Raw genomic sequence first — 16,871 nt, forward strand, 5'->3', positions numbered from 1 at the left:
TTTTCAGTCAGTTATGCTTCAAAGTGGCGTGCTTCAACTCCTCATAGATGGGTCCTTTCGGCGTGAGCGTAGACTTCATAAGGTAGACGCTTTCTACAACACACTCACCGCCGTTGAACTCCATACTCAGCCTGTCCGCTAAGTCGCCCGGCCGTCCTTCTCTTCTCAACCTTCCAATCGTCAGATGGGGAGAGAACCTTCGCCTCTCCCGCTCGAAGCCAATAGGCTCAAGCTCCACTTCAATATTCTTATTCAAATTGATCAGAACATCTTTGCCCTTGATCACCCCTACCCAGACTACTTTTGGCCGGCTGATACTGGGGAAAGCCCCAACGCCTTCCAGAGACATCTCAAAAGGAGAAATCCCTTCGCACGCCCTGGAAACGGCGTCGGCCATTTCATCGACCCTCGTTTCCAGAACATTCCCCAGAAACTTCATGGTCAGGTGCAGATTCTCCGGTGCAACCCATTTCACATCGGCGCCTGAGTTTCTAAGCTCTCCTATCAGGCTGGTCAGACTCTGTCTAACAGAATCAGATACCCTAACGGCAATGAACATCCTGACCATACTTAGTTAGTCTAACACCAAAACCCCACGCAGACAAGAGAAAAACTGTTCCCAGACGCTCTGCTTTGGGGACGGTGCTTGACATTTGACATTTTGCCCTTTTGTGTTATTTTGCTGACATTATTTGTGCTTGGAACGCAAGAACTTACGCTATCAGCTCGGGGACGGTGCTTGACATTTGACATTTTGCCCGTGAATCAAAGCCCCAAAAGGTGCCTTCTGACCATGTCCAGGCCAGTAACAGCGCTCTGTTCTTTGATCTGTCCTCTTGATCCCAGGAAATTGTGCTGCTCAAACACACAGCCGCCGTCCCAGGCCAGGGCGAGACAGACAAGTCCGACTGGTTTGTCCGCGGTAGCGCCCGATGGGCCCGCAATGCCGGTGACTGAAAGCCCTATGTCGGATGAGGCGTATCCTCTCACCCCTTCAGCCATCGCGAGCGCGACTTCCTTGCTCACCGCCCCAGACTCTTTCAGGAAGGACTTTGGCACCTTCAGCTTATTCGTCTTTATCTCATTCGAATACGCTACCACTCCACCAATGAAGTAAGATGAACTTCCCGGCACATTGGTGATCATGTCCATGATGAGACCGCCTGTGCACGATTCAGCAAGAGATATTGTCTTGCGCTTCATCGAAAGAAGGTAGCCGACAACCTGCTCAAGGGTGTCATCGTCCTTCCCCCAGACAGCCTCCCCAAGCACACCCTCGATCTTCTCCTCTATGCTCTTTATCTTTTTCAGTGCCTTTTCCTTTGAGACCGCACGCGCGGTGAGCCTCAGATCTACTCCTGTGTGCTGAGGAAGGTATGCAATCTCACCCCTGGCGAGTCCTCTCACTTTGCCCGTAAGCATCTGTTCTATCTTCGACTCCGTGATGCCACATATGTGCAGTGTTCGGTGCACAATCACTATTCCCTTTGCTCTCTCCGCAATCGCAGGAAGTATGTGTTCATCAAAGAGAGACTTCATCTCGGAAGGCACACCAGGAAGCATCACCAGCAGCGAGTTCTTTTCTTTAATAATAATTGCCGGAGCTGTACCCAGAGGGCTTGCGAATGCCTTCGCACCTTTGGGCACCATGGCCTGATTGGTGTTGATGGCCGGCATCTCAATATTTCTCTTCTCAAAGTGCTCCTTCACCCGTTTGAGGATCAACTCGTCCAGCACGAGCGGTCGGTTGAGTATCCCGGCTATTGTTTTCTTCGTAATGTCGTCACGGGTTGGGCCAAGTCCTCCGGTGACAATCACCACATCAGCTCTCTCCAGAGCCTGCCTGACAGCGTTCTCAATCATCGAGGCATCATCGCCTACCGTAGTCTTGTAGGTTACTTCCGCACCGACCTCAGCGAGCCTTCTCCCAATGTATGCTGAGTTGGTGTCCACCACTGTTCCTAGGAGAAGCTCATCTCCGATCGAAATTACCTCTACATTCATGCCAGTCGACTCCAAGCAAAATAGACCAGAAGAAGCACCAGTCTGGTATATATGCCCGCCAGTAGATCATCTATCACAACACCCCACCCGGATTTGAGCCTCTGCGATCTCCTGATGGGGAAAGGCTTGGCTATGTCAAAGAATCTGAACAGAAGGAATGCGATTATCACGAGCAAGAGCGATTTCGGGACCATGAAAAGAGCAACGAGCATTCCGCAGGTCTCATCAATGACAACTCTTCTGGGGTCAGGCCCCCATTCCTTGATCAGCCTGGATGAGAGATAGACTCCTACAAAAAAGACAACAACAATGAGACCTGCTTGTAGATAAGGATTCTCCGGGAAAAGAAACCAGTACGCCACACAGGTGACTGCGCTACCTACTGTGGCCGGAAAAAGGGGAAAATACCCACTAAAGAAAAGCGAGGCTACTACCTTCTCGACCCGTCCCACACTCCGCCTTTCGCCTTGCGCCGCTCCATACTACCCTACCACCCCCCACCCCCCCTGTCAATCCGTTTCTCAGCTTTGGGGACGGTGCCCTCCGACTTCGCGAAGGATTTTCAACTTGACATTTGACATTTTGCCCCTTTGCCTGATTTCGCTCATCTTCTTTGTATCTGTAATTCAAGAACTTACGCGCGCCGGGTGGGGACGGTGCCCCCTCCTTCGCTCTGACGAGCTACGAAGGACAGGCTCCGAATACTCGAAGGATTTTCAGCTTGACATTTGACATTTCATCGTTTTTCTTCTTCCTTGATCCTCTTGTACAATTGGCCGAGTGACGAATACTTCAAATTCTGAAATAGAGGATATTGTATTATCTCTGAGTATGTCAGGCCTGCCCTATCCTTAAGCAAGACCAGCAATTCGTTTCTCAATACTCTCCCCTTTCGACTTTCCACATCAATCCCTTCTATCTTTGACCCTATGTTTTTCTCGAAATCCTCTATTACTTTCTCCGCAGACTCTAACTCATATTCGTGCCTTCTCCTCCTTTTTGATCCTTCTTCCTTCTTCCTGCGGTCAAATTTCCTGATTGCCTTCTCAATGAAGCTGTCTTCTCCTAGAACATACCCCGCCCTGGTCTTCTTCACCGGCAGATCTCTTCCAGCCCACTCCACTAGTAGATGCTTCAAGATTCTCTTCTCTTTGAACAACTCCTCTACAAGTTCTGTGTCAATGAATGACGGCTTTGTTCTGGCAAAATACTGTCTTATGCTAGACCACTCATAATTCCAAGGGTCCCGGACTATTCCTTTGCGAACAGGATTCAGCAATACGTACAAAATCGCCATTTCCATATATCTATCGTCTTGTATCAATGTTGACTCGAACCTGCCCTGGAACACATATCCCTTTCCTCCCATTCTCTTTCTGTAGTAGATTCCGTATTGACCGTTCAATTGTTTCATAAACTCCGACAACTTACCCGATGAGTTCTGCAAAACGATATGATAATGGTTCCGCATGATGCAGTAGCCAAAAATCCTGATCCGCTGTTTCTCTGATTTCTCATCGAGGATGCTCAAGAAGTAGGCCTTGGCTCTTTTGTCGCCGAATATGTTCTCTCCTTTTATCCCTCTGTTCATGACATGATGATACGCGCCTTTGTAGGTGAGTCTTGCTCTTCGCATAGCCCGATTATACATCCATTTTGTCAAATGTCAAGCACCGTCCCTAAGCCCATTGCATAAGTCTATGCACTACAGGGAGAACCGGGCACAGGGAAACAACGAAAGAATGCAAAATGTCAAATGTCAAGCACCGTCCCTAACTGCCAGGGTTCTACTCTTCGCAGGTATTCTCGGAGATCTCTGATTATCTAATAACCACCATCTTTCTTGTTGATGTGAAGTGGCCGGCCCGCAGTCGGTAGAAGTAGATTCCGCCGGCTACCGTTTTGCCAGACCCGTCTCTCCCATCCCACACAACTGACCTGTAACCTGGACATTCTGTTTTGTCAACCAGAGTCCTCACCAGCTTTCCCGATACGTCATAGACCCTGAGGCTCACATTCACGTCTTCTCCAGCCGGTATCTGATACAGGATGGTGGTTGCTGGGGCGAATGGATTCGGTCTCGACTGCAAAAGTGCGAAGACTTTCGGCATAGGAGTTCTGGACGACTCTTCCACACCGACCATCTCATAGATCATCACACACAGACTGTCGTTTACAACATTGCGGTCAAACGGGAGCAGAACATACACACACATTGTCCACGGACCAAGCGAGATGGGTGTCCACAAGGCGAAATCGAGGGTATCCGAAGTGCCAGCATCCAGCCCAAAAACCTCAAGTGAGTCGATATAGCCGTCGTCGACGATGCATTTGACCCAGAAGGAGTCCTCGGTCACCTCCCCAAAGTTTGTAGCCAAGACCGTTACAGAGTAAGCAGAGTCTGGATCTATTGAGTCGGGAGGACTGAGGATGGAGTCCACACCGACGTCATGCGGATTGTAGGCGAATATGACCTTGGAAAGGGTGTCATTTGCAGCGTTAGAGTCACCGATGACCACGCTGGCGACCGTCATTTGATAGAGAGTACTGTCAGCAATAGGAACCTGCCAGACACCAAAGGTACAGGGAAGCGAAGCAGCAGGTGCCAGTCCTGTCACGTGAAAGGTGTCTTCATATGAGTCAATGGCACAGATCACCTCGAGTGACTCGGGCACATTCCCATAGTTGTGCACAGTCGCCACTGGATAGTAGCCCAGGTCGATGAAGACTGTGTCAGGGGGTTGAAGAATTGCATCGACGCCACCATCGTGAAGGATGGTGCGAAATGACCTTCCAAGACAATCGTTTTGAGGAAGTTCATCTCCAGTGAGGTCCGTGCAAATAGAGACCTCGTACAGATTTCCAGGGCCACCGGGGGTCCAGGTCGGGAATATCACCGTAGTAGTTTCGCCAGAGGCCAGGGCGAAGACGCTTTCAATGTCGGCGTAGATATTTATCGCAGCGGAGTCGATCGTGCATAAGTCGGGGAATGAATCCTGGTCAAGCACACCGTGGTTTTGCACTATTGCTTTTGGATCGAGAGGTTCGTGTGGATTTATCAGGGTGTCTGGAACGACTATCTCCACTACGCCAACATCGTTCTGGAGCGGAGTAGGCTCGATGATCGCTCTAATCAGAAAGTCACCGTATGGACCCGTCCACCATATGGGTTCCCAGCCAAGCCCGTAGTCCCAGTATGCCTGGTTGCTGTCGGGGTCAGTTTCATCAAATCCGATTCCCACAGCGGTCAGACATCCAATGTAGATAAAACCATCGGCAATGGTTACCGGAGGACTGATGGTTATTTCAAACCAACCGGAAGAGGGTGGGTTGACGACCTGGGAGAAGAGGCTAGTCCCGGGCAACCCGCCTGCTCCGTCGTCGCCCCAGATGTGGAAGGTGAAAGAGCTTGTGTCAAATGCGTTCCATCGAACAGCGATGATGTCAAACGGATAAGGTGTGGAAGAAGGGGCAGGCATACGCTCGCACATGGCATCCCATGTACCCTCGTAGCTTTCGGGAGTTCCATCATCATGGTAGAGAGTCTCAGCCGGAGACAAAAGAAAATCGATCGAGAGATCGCGCTCTACTTCAGCTCCCACCCGGGTTCCTAACACCACCATCCCCAACAACCCAAGAAACAAGCCTCTCAACATGCTTCCCTCCTTGTTGCAGGGTTCAGTGATTCTTCTCGGACGGGCGAATGTAGACGGCCCTTTCTGTGCTGCCTAAAACACAGAGACTACCCTAATCCTTTAGTCCTCAATCTGTAGTTTGTCAAGTGAAAACAGAGCAGGCTCAAGGGACATGATCTCTCAGCCAGTCATCCGTTGGAGCTGTGGGGTGGTGGGTGTTCTTTTGCGTAGATTTGATAGTACTTTCCAGTGTGGAGTTCAAAGCCTTGCTTTGCCTTTTCTGCCTGCTGCCTCACCCATTCATCCTTACCAAGCTCCCTGTATTTTTCCCCTCTCTTGACCATTTTCTTGTCACGTTCAACCTTGTCGCATGGGAATTCTTCACAGTCGAAGCACAGATTGAGCCCACGCTTCTCGCAACACTTCCGGATCTCACACTCAGGATTTCCATCGCCACCTTTGCAACAATTATGACACACGAGCCAGGTGTCGTTCCTGCTGAAGAAGTCCAAGCCTTTTCTAAACTCAGTGTAATCAAAGTCTTTTGCGTATGTAGGCATCCAGAACTGATAGCCCTGGGCATCTACCCACTCGGCAAGAACCGCTGCAAGCGTCCTGAATTCTGAATAGTCGCACCACCTTGCGCAAGTCCCGCAAGAAACCCCGCAGTAAGCTATCAGGTCTTCTGACTTCATGATTGACCCCTTTGTTTTTCAGTTGATGTCACCCAGGTAGACCGGTTGTTCTTCTTTCTCGAGGTTCATTATCCTTTCTCTGATTGCCATTGGATAAAGGCGATACTTCATCAATTTCTCTATTTCTAACCACTCAACACCAATCTGATCTGCATCTGGAATTCTGCCCACGCCTACGTTCTCGTCACCGGCAAGTTCACACACAAACACGAATTCGACCTGGTGAACCTCATTTTCGAAGAATGCAAATTCGTGATGCGCGGCAATATAGTCGCGCACAAATTTCAATTCCCCTACCTTCACATCCGCGTTGACTTCTTCTTTGCACTCCCTGATCAACGCTTGTTGAAGCGTTTCACCAAACCCCTGTCCACCTCCTGGCAACAGGTAGTAATCCCCCTTATTATCGACTCCCTTCATCGTCAACAGTTTGCCGTTTCTGACAATAATGGCCTTTGCCGAATTTCTTATCTGACTCATCTAACCTCCCAGATTCGATGAATAATTGCTCATTGCAACTGACAGACATATCTAGAGCCAGCTTTGACAAAGGTATGCGACCGGTTCTCATCTGGTGCGTTTCCAGCTGAGATGTCATTCATCTCCGTAGATTTTCTTTACTCGACCCTCCAGCTCCAACGCCTCTTCATATGCCGGGTCTAGTCTGATAGCGCGTCTCAGCAATCCCTCAGCATCACCGAGACGAAGCCCAGAGCCAAGGGGATCTTTGTCCTTATCCAGCATCCCCATCAACATATCTGCCAGGCAGTAGGCATATTCTGGGTTTTCCGGAGCAACATACATCGCATTCACGAGATCGATTGCAGCATAGCCAAGCTCGCCCTTTGCTTGCGCCGTCTTCGCGCGGAGGAAATGCTCTTCAGCGCTGATATGACTGACATCAAATCTGACTGATGATAATATGTGCGCGGCTAGAGTTGTTGTTGCGGATTCGTCTTCGAAAACGATTGTGACCTCCGCGGAGGATTCATTTCCGAAGTCATAGAGCGAAGACTTCACTCTAGAGCCTATCCACGATCTCCGGGGATATGTCCTCAAGAAACCCCGCCACTCGGGGGACCTCGCATCTTCTATGCGGTCGAATCCCCAATCAATCTCATCCGACAGGCTGGTCTTCAACCATAAGTGTAACGGCCTCCAACTCGGGTAGCTCAGCGCTTTCTCGCACGCGTACGAATTGCTGCTGAAGAGATAGTAATAACTCGCCCAACGGAACACGCTCTCCCACCGTGTCTGACTGGTCAGCCAGTAGCCGATTTCTCTACCCTCACTATCCGTACCCCGTAGCCTAACGATCAGTGCCGTGGAACGATGAGCCAGGCCTGCTGAGAGTAGAGTGAGATTCTCTGGTAAGCAAATACTGTAGCCGAATACTTCTTTCCTTTTGTAACCAGCATCTATGTGCTCGTAGTCCTTACTCTCATATACCGTTTTTTGGGGTCTGCGATTAACCCATGATAGGGTATCTTGATTTTCGGTCTTCATAATCCACATGAACAAAGGCGCAGGCAGGAGCTTAAGGACAACAAGGAGTATCGATAGACCAACCAGAAGTCTCGGCGCCAATCCCACCCTCTTCGGTGCAGACCCAGGTTCTGCCCTGGTTCTCGTCTTGATAAGAAAGAAAAGGGCCGCAGCGATAAGTGGCAATGATGCCGCAGTGTAGGACAGGTACGGCATGGTGACACATAAGACCCAGTGGTTCCACAGCACACTTGCCAGGACGTCTATCAACAATATCAGGGCCAAATAGCGCGTCCAGTGTCTACGTCTTAGTATTCCTATGCCCATGATCAAATAGACGCACGCTCCCCACAGGACCACCAGGACCGTGAGCATCGGTAGCTCCCGCAGTAGTGCACGAAAGAACAAATTCGTACACCTTGCACCCACCCAGAGCATGGGCAGACCATCTTTGTCGTAGTATGTTAAGGCCTTGCGTAAAAAGGCCAATGGGTACATAGAAAAAATAATGAAAAGAACACCAAGTACCCTTCTGCTGAAGTGTCTCGTTTCACTCACGGTCATCTCCTCCTGGCAACTACGATGAGACCAGTCGGCATGCGGACCCCGCGAAGCGGGGGACCGTGGAACGCCCCGGGCAGGCCCCGTGTGTCTCGCTGCGCGAGAAACGGGGCAGGCACGTGTAAACTTTTGAACTTTTGCCCAGAATGCGGCTGTCGGTTTCTTGCCTTTTCACTTATTACCTTGGAGCTCAGTCTCAGGCTGCTTTTTTCTTTGCCTTGCTGTAACTCCAGAGGGCCAGAGCACCGAAAATGACCACCAGAGCTCCAAAAACCAAGTTGCTCGACGCCGCTGGGCAAATCCACCCTATGGCCGTCAGCACGCCGACGACAATAACCAGAATATGCCAGACCATCTTTACCTCCTTTTTCCTATAGTGAGAACAACGAACTTTTCAACTTTTGCCCAGAATGCGAATGTCAGCTTTTTGCTTTTTCAGACCTGATTCTCAGCTTCTGGACTAGATAAGATATACCATAAATCGCTATGGCGACAAAGTACATGTAGTATCTAAGACTATAATCCAAATTGAAAATCTTCGTTATGACAGCCGGATAGAAAAAGACGAGCGATGCGGCAAGGAACAAGGGCATTTCATACCATCTATTCTTTACTATGAACCAACCCTGAACTGCGTTCGCAAAGGCAAAAGCCCCGAATACAGCCATTGCAAAAATGAGCAGCGCTTGAGGGAAGTTGTTGATCCCGTGAAGAATGAGTTCCGCATTGAACACGAACATAAAGGGAATAACAGCAGTTCTCAGATCATAAATAAATCCCTGCACTCCTGTTGCCAGCGGGTCGGATTTTGCAATAGCGGCGGCAGCATAGGCAGCCAAACCCACGGGAGGTGTGTCGTCGGCGAGTATACCAAAGTAGAAACAGAACAGGTGGGCAGCCATTGCAGGAATAAGACCCACAACCCCTGCGGAGCTCAATTGTATGATGACCGGAACTGTAATTGAAGCCATGACGATGTAGGTTGCGGTCGTTGGCAAACCCATCCCAATTATCAAGCTTGCGATCGCTGTTATTAATAGAAGAAAGAAGATATTCCCGCCGGAGAGTATTTCAACAATCTGAACAATCATGCTGCCGATGCCCATGTTGACAATGCCAACAACAATGCCTGCTGTGGCTGTTGCTATTGCGACAGACAACATGTTTCTCGACCCTGCATTCAATCCTTCGCCAATCGTCTTGATGCTCGCAATAACACCCTTCAGGACGCCCGTCTTCTTTTTCACCACCTTGACGATTTCCTTCACAAAGACGATCACCATCAGGATGACAATAGCATTAAAAGCAGCTAGCTTAGGAGTGTGGCGCACGATCATCAACTCATAAATCAGGACGACTAACGGAATAAGGTAATAAAACCCACGTTTCAGCACATCCAGAAATCTGGGAATATCTGGCCTGGGCAACCCTTTCATCCCAAGCCTCGATGCTTCAAGATGGGTGATGTAAAACAGCGCGAAGTAAGATACAAAGGCGGGAATGGCGGCGGCCTTTACAACATCAAGGTAGGGCACACTCAGATATTCTGCGATGATGAACGCCGCCGCACCCATTATTGGAGGCATCAGCTGTCCGTTGGTACTTGCAGCCACTTCGGTTGCCGCCGCGATTTTCGCAGGATAGCCAACTTTCTTCATCAAGGGGATTGTGAAAGTTCCTGTTGTGACAACATTGGCGATGCTTGAACCAGAGACGAGACCCGTTAGGCCACTCGACACAACGGCTGCCTTTGCGGGACCGCCTTTGAATCGACCGAGCAAAGAGATTGCAAGATCATTATAGAAATGGCCTGCCCCGGCCTTGTGAAGCATCGACCCTAACAGCACGAACAGGAAGACGGTGTTGGCAGAAACATCAAGGGGAATCCCATAGATTCCTTCTGTGGACAACGCAATCTGGCTCATATACTTGGTCAGCGAAACCCCTCGAAAGGCAAGGATGAACGGCATCCGAGGTCCAAGGAAGGCATAAATCGTGAATACAATGGCAATAATCCCGAGTGCAGGGCCAATGACACGTCTCGATGCCTCCAATACGAGGATTATCAATATTGCGCATATGGCAATATCCCGCCAGATGGGGACACCTGCTCGCATCGATATGCCTACCCAGTCGAAAACTATGTAGAGTGCAGAAAGACACGCGACGCCGGCCACAATGTAGTCAACCAGCGGAACACGATCGGTTGCCTTGCGTTTATGTCTGGTAATTGAGATTGTTAGAAATATGAGTACTACGGCAAAGGCAAGATGGATCGCTCTTACCATTATGCTGTCGAGTATTATGAAACGGGGCAGTGAAAGCTGGAAAAGGGCCCAGGCTATTGAAATGACGCCGACAAGAACTCCGTCAACACTTGTCTTGCTCTCTTCGGGCTCTTTTTCTTCATCGAGAAGTTCCTTGACCAGGTCTCTGCTTTTTCTCCAGCGCACGTGTCCTTGGCCCTTCTCCCTGAGTCAACAAGCAACAAGAATTGAATAACCGGTGCATTGGCCCTGCACCGGTCATTGTAGCATAGGATACGCTTGTTTCAATCAATGTTTGAGCTGACCTACTACTCCGTAATGAGCTCTGGGTTTATGTGCTTATCAAGGCCGACCTCTTTATAGTACCTCAAAGCGCCCTTGTGAATTGGAGCAGAAAGACCCTGGAGCATGTTTTCCTTCGTCAACACCAGATAGGCCGGGTGAAGGGACTTGAAATCCTCCAGGTTCTCAAACACCTCTTTTGTCATCGCATATACAATATCATCATCCACATTCTTTGATGTAACGAAAGTCGCTTTCACACCGATCGTCTCAATGTCATCGGTATTCATTGCAAGGGGATAGAACGAACGCGGTATTGTCGACCTCGCGTAATAGGAATGTGTCTCCAGCAACCTATCTATGCCCTCACCTTTGATGGACACAATATAGACCTTGATTCTCCCGGATGTTGCTTCTTTGATATTGCCGTTAGGGTGCCCTACAGTGTAGAAGAATGCGTCCAGTCTTTCATCCTGTAACAACCCGGGCGCCTCCACGGCTTTGACGTGCTCCGCGGACAGGTCTTCTTCAGAAAGACCTGCTGCCCTCACCACGTCCCTTGAGTTCTGGAGCTGTCCAGACCCGGGATTCCCCAGATTCACCCTTTTCCCCTTCAGGTCCTCAATGCCATCTATGTTGCTCTTCACTGATGCGACCAAGGTGATCGATTCGGGGTGAATTGAGAAAACAGACCGCAGACCTGTCTGTTTCCCCGCGCCAGCCCACTCAACCAGCCCATTGTGTGCCTGATACTGTCTGTCTGATTGAGCAACACCGAAGTCCAGGTCCCCTGTTAATACTGCATTAATGTTAAACACAGAGCCGCTTGTTGACTCGACCGTCGCCTTGATGTTGTATTCTTCAAACTTCTTGTTGATCATCCTGCTTATGGCCCCACCTGTGGGATAGTAAACTCCTGTGACACCTCCTGTGCCTATTGTCACAAAGCTGGTCGTCTTTTCCTTGCATCCACCCAGAAGAATGCAGAGAACCACAGGGACAGCCAGAAGAAAACGTATTCTTCTCATTTGGATCCCTCCTTTACTATCAACAAAAACCACATTGCTCGACGTATGATACTCAAGAAATGTCTGAGAGCAGTGTCTCGACCTTTGGAATCTTTATGCCCGTTCTATGATGCAGAAGTGCGTACACTTGTTTTAAAGGACCAGCGCTCTCTTTCATGACCGTCTCTGCACCGGGCCGCATGCCCATCCTCTCAGCACCGTCGCTCAAAGAGACCGAGATACTGAACAACCTGCGTGCACATGCAGCGACCTCAAAAAAATCCAAATGTTCTATTCGGTGCCCTGCAATTCTCACGTACTCATTGAGAACACTCCTGGCCATTCTGCGATGTGCGTGTGTCCTGATTAACAGAAGAGTCCACGCAAGATCGAACCTGAAGTCCAGGACTTCCGCTGAAGTCCAATCAATGATAAATGGAGCACCATCATTTCTCAATAGGACGTTCCAGGGATGATAGTCCCAATGTATCAGGGAAGGCCGGCTCCACCGAACGCTCAGACTCCGTTCATTCAGCCAATCGAAGACGGGGTCGAACTCGTCTTTCCTGAATGAGTGGAAATAGTCCTGCCATTTCGAGAATTTCTTCTTCATGAACGCATCGGAATCTTCTGTTATATGAGATGATGGATCATCAATAAAGGGTTTCCAGTCGAGCTTGTGGAGATCAACAAACATCTTGCAGAAGAGACTCAGCAGCTCCCGCCTCTTCGTTCTGGGAGACTCAAAAAAGACATCGCCCATCAACCGCCCTTCTATTTTCTCCATGATGACGAACGGTTTGCCGAAAGGTATGTCATCCGATCCTAACAACAGGACCTCAGGCACAGGGAAAGTCGCCTCATGCAACCGTTTCATAACATTAAACTCTCTGGCAGACTTCTCATGTGCATCATCACCCGGATAAATCCTTAGAATCAAGTCCTGTGACTCCGGCTGTCCCCCCTTTTCATATTCCATTCTAAAGGAATATACATCATTCTCCCATCCGTCCCCGATTCTCGAGAGACTGACGATCCCCAAGTTCTCTCTGGACGGAAATTCCTTCTGGCAGAGAGTTAGCAGCTTTCCCTGAATCTCATTCTCAGATGTCAAATCGAGGATCCCACCTGTCAGGATTCAATGAGGGAAGACACAGATGAACACAGAACCCTTTTATCTCCTCGACCCTCGCCCTTGCCCTCTTGTATAGTTCATTTTCATCCATTCTCCACCTCTGCAATTTGAAGAGATTTGTCTCTACTAATCTTCATTCTTACCCTTGACTCGCACCACCTCAATCTTCACCATTGTAAGAAGTGCGGCCATTGCACCTACGGCAGCTAACACCGGAGCGAATAATGTCATCACGCTTCCAACCGCTACGCCAGCGGTAAGCGGTATCTCCAGAAGAACATTACCGCCCGGCTTTCTGATGATCAGGCGTCGGACATTTCCGGCCTTGATCAGTTCCTTGACACGATCCACAAGATCTTTGGCGTACACATCTATCACCTCAATCCAGGTGTGTTCCTCTTTTTTGCTCTCATCACTCATTTTTGCCTCCTCTCAATTCCAGCCGTACGAGGTCCCTCCGAACCTGAGAATAGGGCAAGGCCTTCCGTCATTCCTTATCCACCCATTCTTTCAGGACCATCCTGATCTTTTCTTCAATCTTGCTGGCTATTTCCTCCCATTCTTTTTCCTTTTCGTCTTTTTTGGCCTCGTCCAGCCATTTCCTAAGCCCACGACACACCTTCTCCTCAATCTCCTCACCAATTCTGTCCCAGTCGCGCTTCTTCCTTCTTCGCCTACTCCTAACATGACGGACTCCGCCACCCACCGAACAGGATAGTCCAATCAAAAAACCGAGATTGTAGGACCATCCCGTGTTGTTTATCTCGTATAAACCGACCTCATCGGTGAACAAGCTTACTACAAAAGCAATGACGATTATCAGCCCGTGCCAGACTCCTGCCCAGAACCCAGCCAGGTTGTCGGGATTGATTATCTGATCCCAGCGCTCATTACCAGGAGCACATCCCAGGACCATTAAAGCCACCGCAAGAACGAGCACTGCCCATCTTCTTTTCACAAACATGAATCCTCCCTTCTTCACAAACGACCTTCATCCCACTTCTTCAGGAACTTCTCAGCTTTCTTCCTCGTGCCAGGCCGAGGGTTCCTTAACTGCTTCTTCACAAACTTGAGTATCTTTTTCTTGTCTCTTGACTCATCAAAATACTCATCAAGCGCTAGTATCGCGTGACCCTTGATTATATTCTTGCACTCACGACCGTGATGTGTCTTGTCTATGCTTAGCAATCTATTCGTTATTCTTGATTGCAGTTTTGGTTTTGCTTTGGCGACAACTCCAGAGATCTTAACCACGTTTGCGGCAGTAACCATGCTTTCATCATCGACCAGTCCATAGAACTTATCGAATAACTTCTCAAACTTGCATTTTGAATCAACCCCCGTAAGGTTTGCTATGATGAAAGCGGCATCGGATTTCAGGAAGGTATTATCAGTATCCAGCATATCAGCAAAAAAATCCCAGCTACTATATAGAACTTCAGGGTTCGTTTCACTCAGAGTTCTTAATACCTTGGCACAACCATACTTGACCCTCGCCTTGTCAGATGAGATCCCTTTCGTAACTTCCGAGAGTGTCTCTCCATTCTTTGATGCCTTCCTGGCCAGTCTTTGAATATTAGCACCTTTCTTACTCAAATCAGACAACATGCTTCTTTGTCTCCTTTTCCATGATGTTGATGAATCTCCTGTTGCTTATTGGATGATCAGCAACCAGTCTTCCATTGTATATCATGCCGGAAGTCGCGTATGGTGAAGGAGCGTTTTGTGCTTCCTTGCAGTTTGTCAGCTCGACCATTTGGGGGTCCAAACCATACTTCTCCCGTGCAGTCTCAACTATTTCTCTGACGAACTTGGCAATGTAGGGACACTGATCTGACCGAATAATCGTGAGGCCTTTGCCATATGAAGTGATTTTCTTGTCCCAATCACCCTTGAACTTTGGCAGAGGCGCTTTCTTTTTGAATCTCTTCACAAGTAATTCAAAGGTTGCCGGTGCTTCATCCACGAGCTCAAACCCATTTCTCAAGAACAGCTCCTTGCCTGCCATCCATGTCCCCTTGCTGGTGACCACGGCTACACCATGCATTTTTTCTTTTCTGGCGTCTTTTATGCATTCTTTCAGCAAAAGCGACCCGCAACTCTTTCCTTTATATTTCTTGGGGTATATCATTATGCAGTGAATTAACATGTATCCAGTCGCTTCAACTGCCCTCCAAGCATACTCGCCCGGAGTATATTCAATAAAGCCAACACCCTCCCCATCGTATGAACGCAAAATCTTGAATCCCATCCCTTCAGAGAAACGCTTCCTTAACCAGTCTGCCTTCCGCTTGTACCCCTCGTGCTCAATGTTCTTGTAACCACACATACTGTACTCACAGATATTGTCTGCGTTACCATTGATTATCTCTATCTCAGCCATCACATCAACCCCGGCTTCTTGTTCTGTGCTGCCCACTTGATAGTCTGCCTGATCCTCTTTTCCCGTGTTTCTTTCCTCTTTGCGTCTGTTATCCATCCGATGTATTGTCTCTTGTAGCTGGGCGCAAAGTCACTGAAGTTCTTCCAAGCTTTTTTGTTGCTCGCTAGTGCCTTCCTTACGTCAGGAGGAACAACGAGCCTCTTCTTTGACGGCTTTGTCTTCAACTTTTCCTTGTCAAATTCTCTGAATCTGGCCAATCCAGTCTCTGTCATCTTTCCTTGCCCTATCATTCTTCTTGCCCTTTTCCTGTTCAGTTCAGACCAATTACTTCCATTCCTCCGAGGAGTGAATTTCCGTGCAAACTTCTCATCATCAAGCCTTTTTACTATGCTGTCTATCCACCCAAGGCACAACGCCTCTTCAACTGCATCATCATAAGTGATTCCAGGCTTACCTGTGTGCTTTTTGTAGTAGACTAGCCAGACCTCTTTCTTGGTGGCGTGGTTCTTTTCCAGCCAAGCGCGCCAATCATTCCTGTTGGTTACATAAAGCATCTGAGTTGCTTTCACTTCCCTTCCTAACTGATGCCTTTTGAGACGAAAATAGAAAACGAAATAGGGCCACGCCATCGGAGAGGGCGTGAGGGATATTTCGTCCTGAGGCGCTAGCCGAAGGATCTGCTTGTGCCAGATTGCTTCGACTCGCTCCGCGAGTCTCGCAATGACACCTTTCTTTCTGTGTCTGCAAACTGATTCCTTCCTCAATATTAAATCATAAATCTTCAATCTTAAATGTAGAGGGCACCGTCCCCAAGGACTTACCTGTTTCAACGACCAAGCTCACCTGCCGCCATGAAGCGCAGCGGAATAGCGGTCGGGTGCAGCGCTTTGTTAGGTTTTGTTATTATGTTCCAAAGTTATTACTACTTTTCCTTTGGCGTGTCCTTCTCCAAAATACCGGAGAGCTTCAGGAACCTCACTTAACGTGTATCGTCTATCTATAACAGGTACTACTTTGCCGGCTTCAAGAAGTTCTTTCATAAAAGCCAAATCCTTGTTTGGTTTGTGCATCAGGAGACCCATTTTCTTACTCCCGGTCATTGAAATCAATGGCCCCAGGAACATAACTTGGAAAATTCGAGCCGTGGAACCTCCGACTATGACATAAATTCCCTTGGGACTTAATGCACGCTTGTAATCGAAAATCGAATGATATGCCGCAACATCAAGAATCAGGTCATAACGCTGCCCATTTTTGGTGAAATCTTCTTGAGTGTAATCAATGACATGGTCTGCACCAATCGAGCGCATCATGTCCAATTTCCTCGTGCTGTCCACGCCAGTCACTTCAGCCCCGAATGATTTGGCAATCTGCACCGCAAACGTACCCGCACCACCACCCGCACCATTGATCAAAA

Annotated in this window: 17 protein-coding genes; all 17 read right to left on the reverse strand. The window is 48.8% G+C overall.

The genetic code is table 11. From position 1 onward, the window contains the following. Positions 1–7: 7 nt before the first annotated feature. On the reverse strand, positions 8–568 hold the full coding sequence (gene thpR / locus E3J62_06550) for an RNA 2',3'-cyclic phosphodiesterase (protein ID TET45823.1): 561 nt from the start codon (positions 566–568) through the stop codon (positions 8–10). A gap of 197 nt (positions 569–765) precedes the next feature. Beyond that, positions 766–2,004 (reverse strand): competence/damage-inducible protein A, encoded by a 1,239-nt coding sequence (locus E3J62_06555; GenBank protein ID TET45824.1) that lies wholly within the window; start codon positions 2,002–2,004, stop codon positions 766–768. Continuing rightward, a complete protein-coding gene (locus E3J62_06560; protein TET45825.1) occupies positions 2,001–2,456 on the reverse strand; it encodes a phosphatidylglycerophosphatase A in 456 nt (151 codons plus the stop codon). Before E3J62_06560 ends, E3J62_06555 begins: the two co-directional genes overlap by 4 nt. 284 nt (positions 2,457–2,740) lie before the next feature. Then, positions 2,741–3,655: a hypothetical protein gene (locus tag E3J62_06565; protein ID TET45826.1), complete on the reverse strand. Its 915-nt coding sequence runs from the start codon at positions 3,653–3,655 to the stop codon at positions 2,741–2,743. Positions 3,656–3,824: 169 nt separating this feature from the next. After that, positions 3,825–5,660, reverse strand: a complete 1,836-nt coding sequence (locus E3J62_06570) for a T9SS type A sorting domain-containing protein (GenBank protein ID TET45827.1) — start codon at positions 5,658–5,660, stop codon at positions 3,825–3,827. Positions 5,661–5,827: 167 nt separating this feature from the next. Next, positions 5,828–6,334, reverse strand: a complete 507-nt coding sequence (locus E3J62_06575) for a DUF3795 domain-containing protein (protein ID TET45828.1) — start codon at positions 6,332–6,334, stop codon at positions 5,828–5,830. Positions 6,335–6,352: 18 nt separating this feature from the next. Continuing rightward, positions 6,353–6,814 (reverse strand): NUDIX domain-containing protein, encoded by a 462-nt coding sequence (locus E3J62_06580; GenBank protein ID TET45829.1) that lies wholly within the window; start codon positions 6,812–6,814, stop codon positions 6,353–6,355. 114 nt (positions 6,815–6,928) lie between these two features. After that, positions 6,929–8,377 carry a hypothetical protein gene (locus E3J62_06585; GenBank protein TET45830.1) on the reverse strand — a complete coding sequence of 483 codons (1,449 nt, stop codon included), beginning with the start codon at positions 8,375–8,377 and terminating at the stop codon, positions 6,929–6,931. A 422-nt stretch (positions 8,378–8,799) separates the two neighbouring features. Continuing rightward, complete coding sequence (locus tag E3J62_06590; GenBank protein ID TET45845.1) at positions 8,800–10,809, reverse strand: TRAP transporter permease; 2,010 nt, start codon at positions 10,807–10,809, stop codon at positions 8,800–8,802. 146 nt (positions 10,810–10,955) lie between these two features. Beyond that, a complete protein-coding gene (locus tag E3J62_06595; protein TET45831.1) occupies positions 10,956–11,957 on the reverse strand; it encodes a TAXI family TRAP transporter solute-binding subunit in 1,002 nt (333 codons plus the stop codon). A 52-nt stretch (positions 11,958–12,009) separates the two neighbouring features. Next, positions 12,010–13,050 (reverse strand): hypothetical protein, encoded by a 1,041-nt coding sequence (locus E3J62_06600; GenBank protein ID TET45832.1) that lies wholly within the window; start codon positions 13,048–13,050, stop codon positions 12,010–12,012. Positions 13,051–13,197: 147 nt separating this feature from the next. Then, positions 13,198–13,491, reverse strand: coding sequence for a DUF4342 domain-containing protein (locus tag E3J62_06605; GenBank protein ID TET45833.1), 294 nt, complete (start codon positions 13,489–13,491; stop codon positions 13,198–13,200). Between the two features lie 67 nt (positions 13,492–13,558). Beyond that, the gene (locus tag E3J62_06610; GenBank protein ID TET45834.1) at positions 13,559–14,029 is read right to left on the reverse strand and encodes a hypothetical protein; all 471 of its coding nucleotides are present in this window, start codon (positions 14,027–14,029) and stop codon (positions 13,559–13,561) included. Positions 14,030–14,049: 20 nt separating this feature from the next. Further along, the gene (locus E3J62_06615; GenBank protein ID TET45835.1) at positions 14,050–14,679 is read right to left on the reverse strand and encodes a hypothetical protein; all 630 of its coding nucleotides are present in this window, start codon (positions 14,677–14,679) and stop codon (positions 14,050–14,052) included. Continuing rightward, a complete protein-coding gene (locus E3J62_06620) occupies positions 14,669–15,550 on the reverse strand; it encodes a GNAT family N-acetyltransferase (GenBank protein TET45836.1) in 882 nt (293 codons plus the stop codon). The genes E3J62_06615 and E3J62_06620 overlap by 11 nt, the downstream gene beginning before the upstream one ends. Further along, the gene (locus tag E3J62_06625) at positions 15,454–16,218 is read right to left on the reverse strand and encodes a hypothetical protein (protein ID TET45837.1); all 765 of its coding nucleotides are present in this window, start codon (positions 16,216–16,218) and stop codon (positions 15,454–15,456) included. Before E3J62_06625 ends, E3J62_06620 begins: the two co-directional genes overlap by 97 nt. A gap of 126 nt (positions 16,219–16,344) precedes the next feature. Beyond that, on the reverse strand, positions 16,345–16,871 hold a 527-nt coding region (locus E3J62_06630), incomplete at its 5' end, for an NAD(P)-dependent alcohol dehydrogenase (protein ID TET45838.1).

The organism is candidate division TA06 bacterium (genome assembly GCA_004376575.1).
Taxonomy (GTDB): domain Bacteria; phylum Hydrothermota; class DG-26; order E44-bin18; family E44-bin18; genus E44-bin18.

Coding starts and splice junctions, on each gene's coding strand:
- E3J62_06580 (TET45829.1), bottom strand. CDS start 6,814: ATGAGTCAGATAAGAAATTCGGCAAAGGCCATTATTGTCAGAAACGGC.
- E3J62_06575 (TET45828.1), bottom strand. CDS start 6,334: ATGAAGTCAGAAGACCTGATAGCTTACTGCGGGGTTTCTTGCGGGACT.
- E3J62_06605 (TET45833.1), bottom strand. CDS start 13,491: ATGAGTGATGAGAGCAAAAAAGAGGAACACACCTGGATTGAGGTGATA.
- E3J62_06620 (TET45836.1), bottom strand. CDS start 15,550: ATGGATAACAGACGCAAAGAGGAAAGAAACACGGGAAAAGAGGATCAG.
- thpR (TET45823.1), bottom strand. CDS start 568: ATGGTCAGGATGTTCATTGCCGTTAGGGTATCTGATTCTGTTAGACAG.
- E3J62_06565 (TET45826.1), bottom strand. CDS start 3,655: ATGTATAATCGGGCTATGCGAAGAGCAAGACTCACCTACAAAGGCGCG.
- E3J62_06615 (TET45835.1), bottom strand. CDS start 14,679: ATGTTGTCTGATTTGAGTAAGAAAGGTGCTAATATTCAAAGACTGGCC.
- E3J62_06555 (TET45824.1), bottom strand. CDS start 2,004: ATGAATGTAGAGGTAATTTCGATCGGAGATGAGCTTCTCCTAGGAACA.
- E3J62_06570 (TET45827.1), bottom strand. CDS start 5,660: ATGTTGAGAGGCTTGTTTCTTGGGTTGTTGGGGATGGTGGTGTTAGGA.
- E3J62_06595 (TET45831.1), bottom strand. CDS start 11,957: ATGAGAAGAATACGTTTTCTTCTGGCTGTCCCTGTGGTTCTCTGCATT.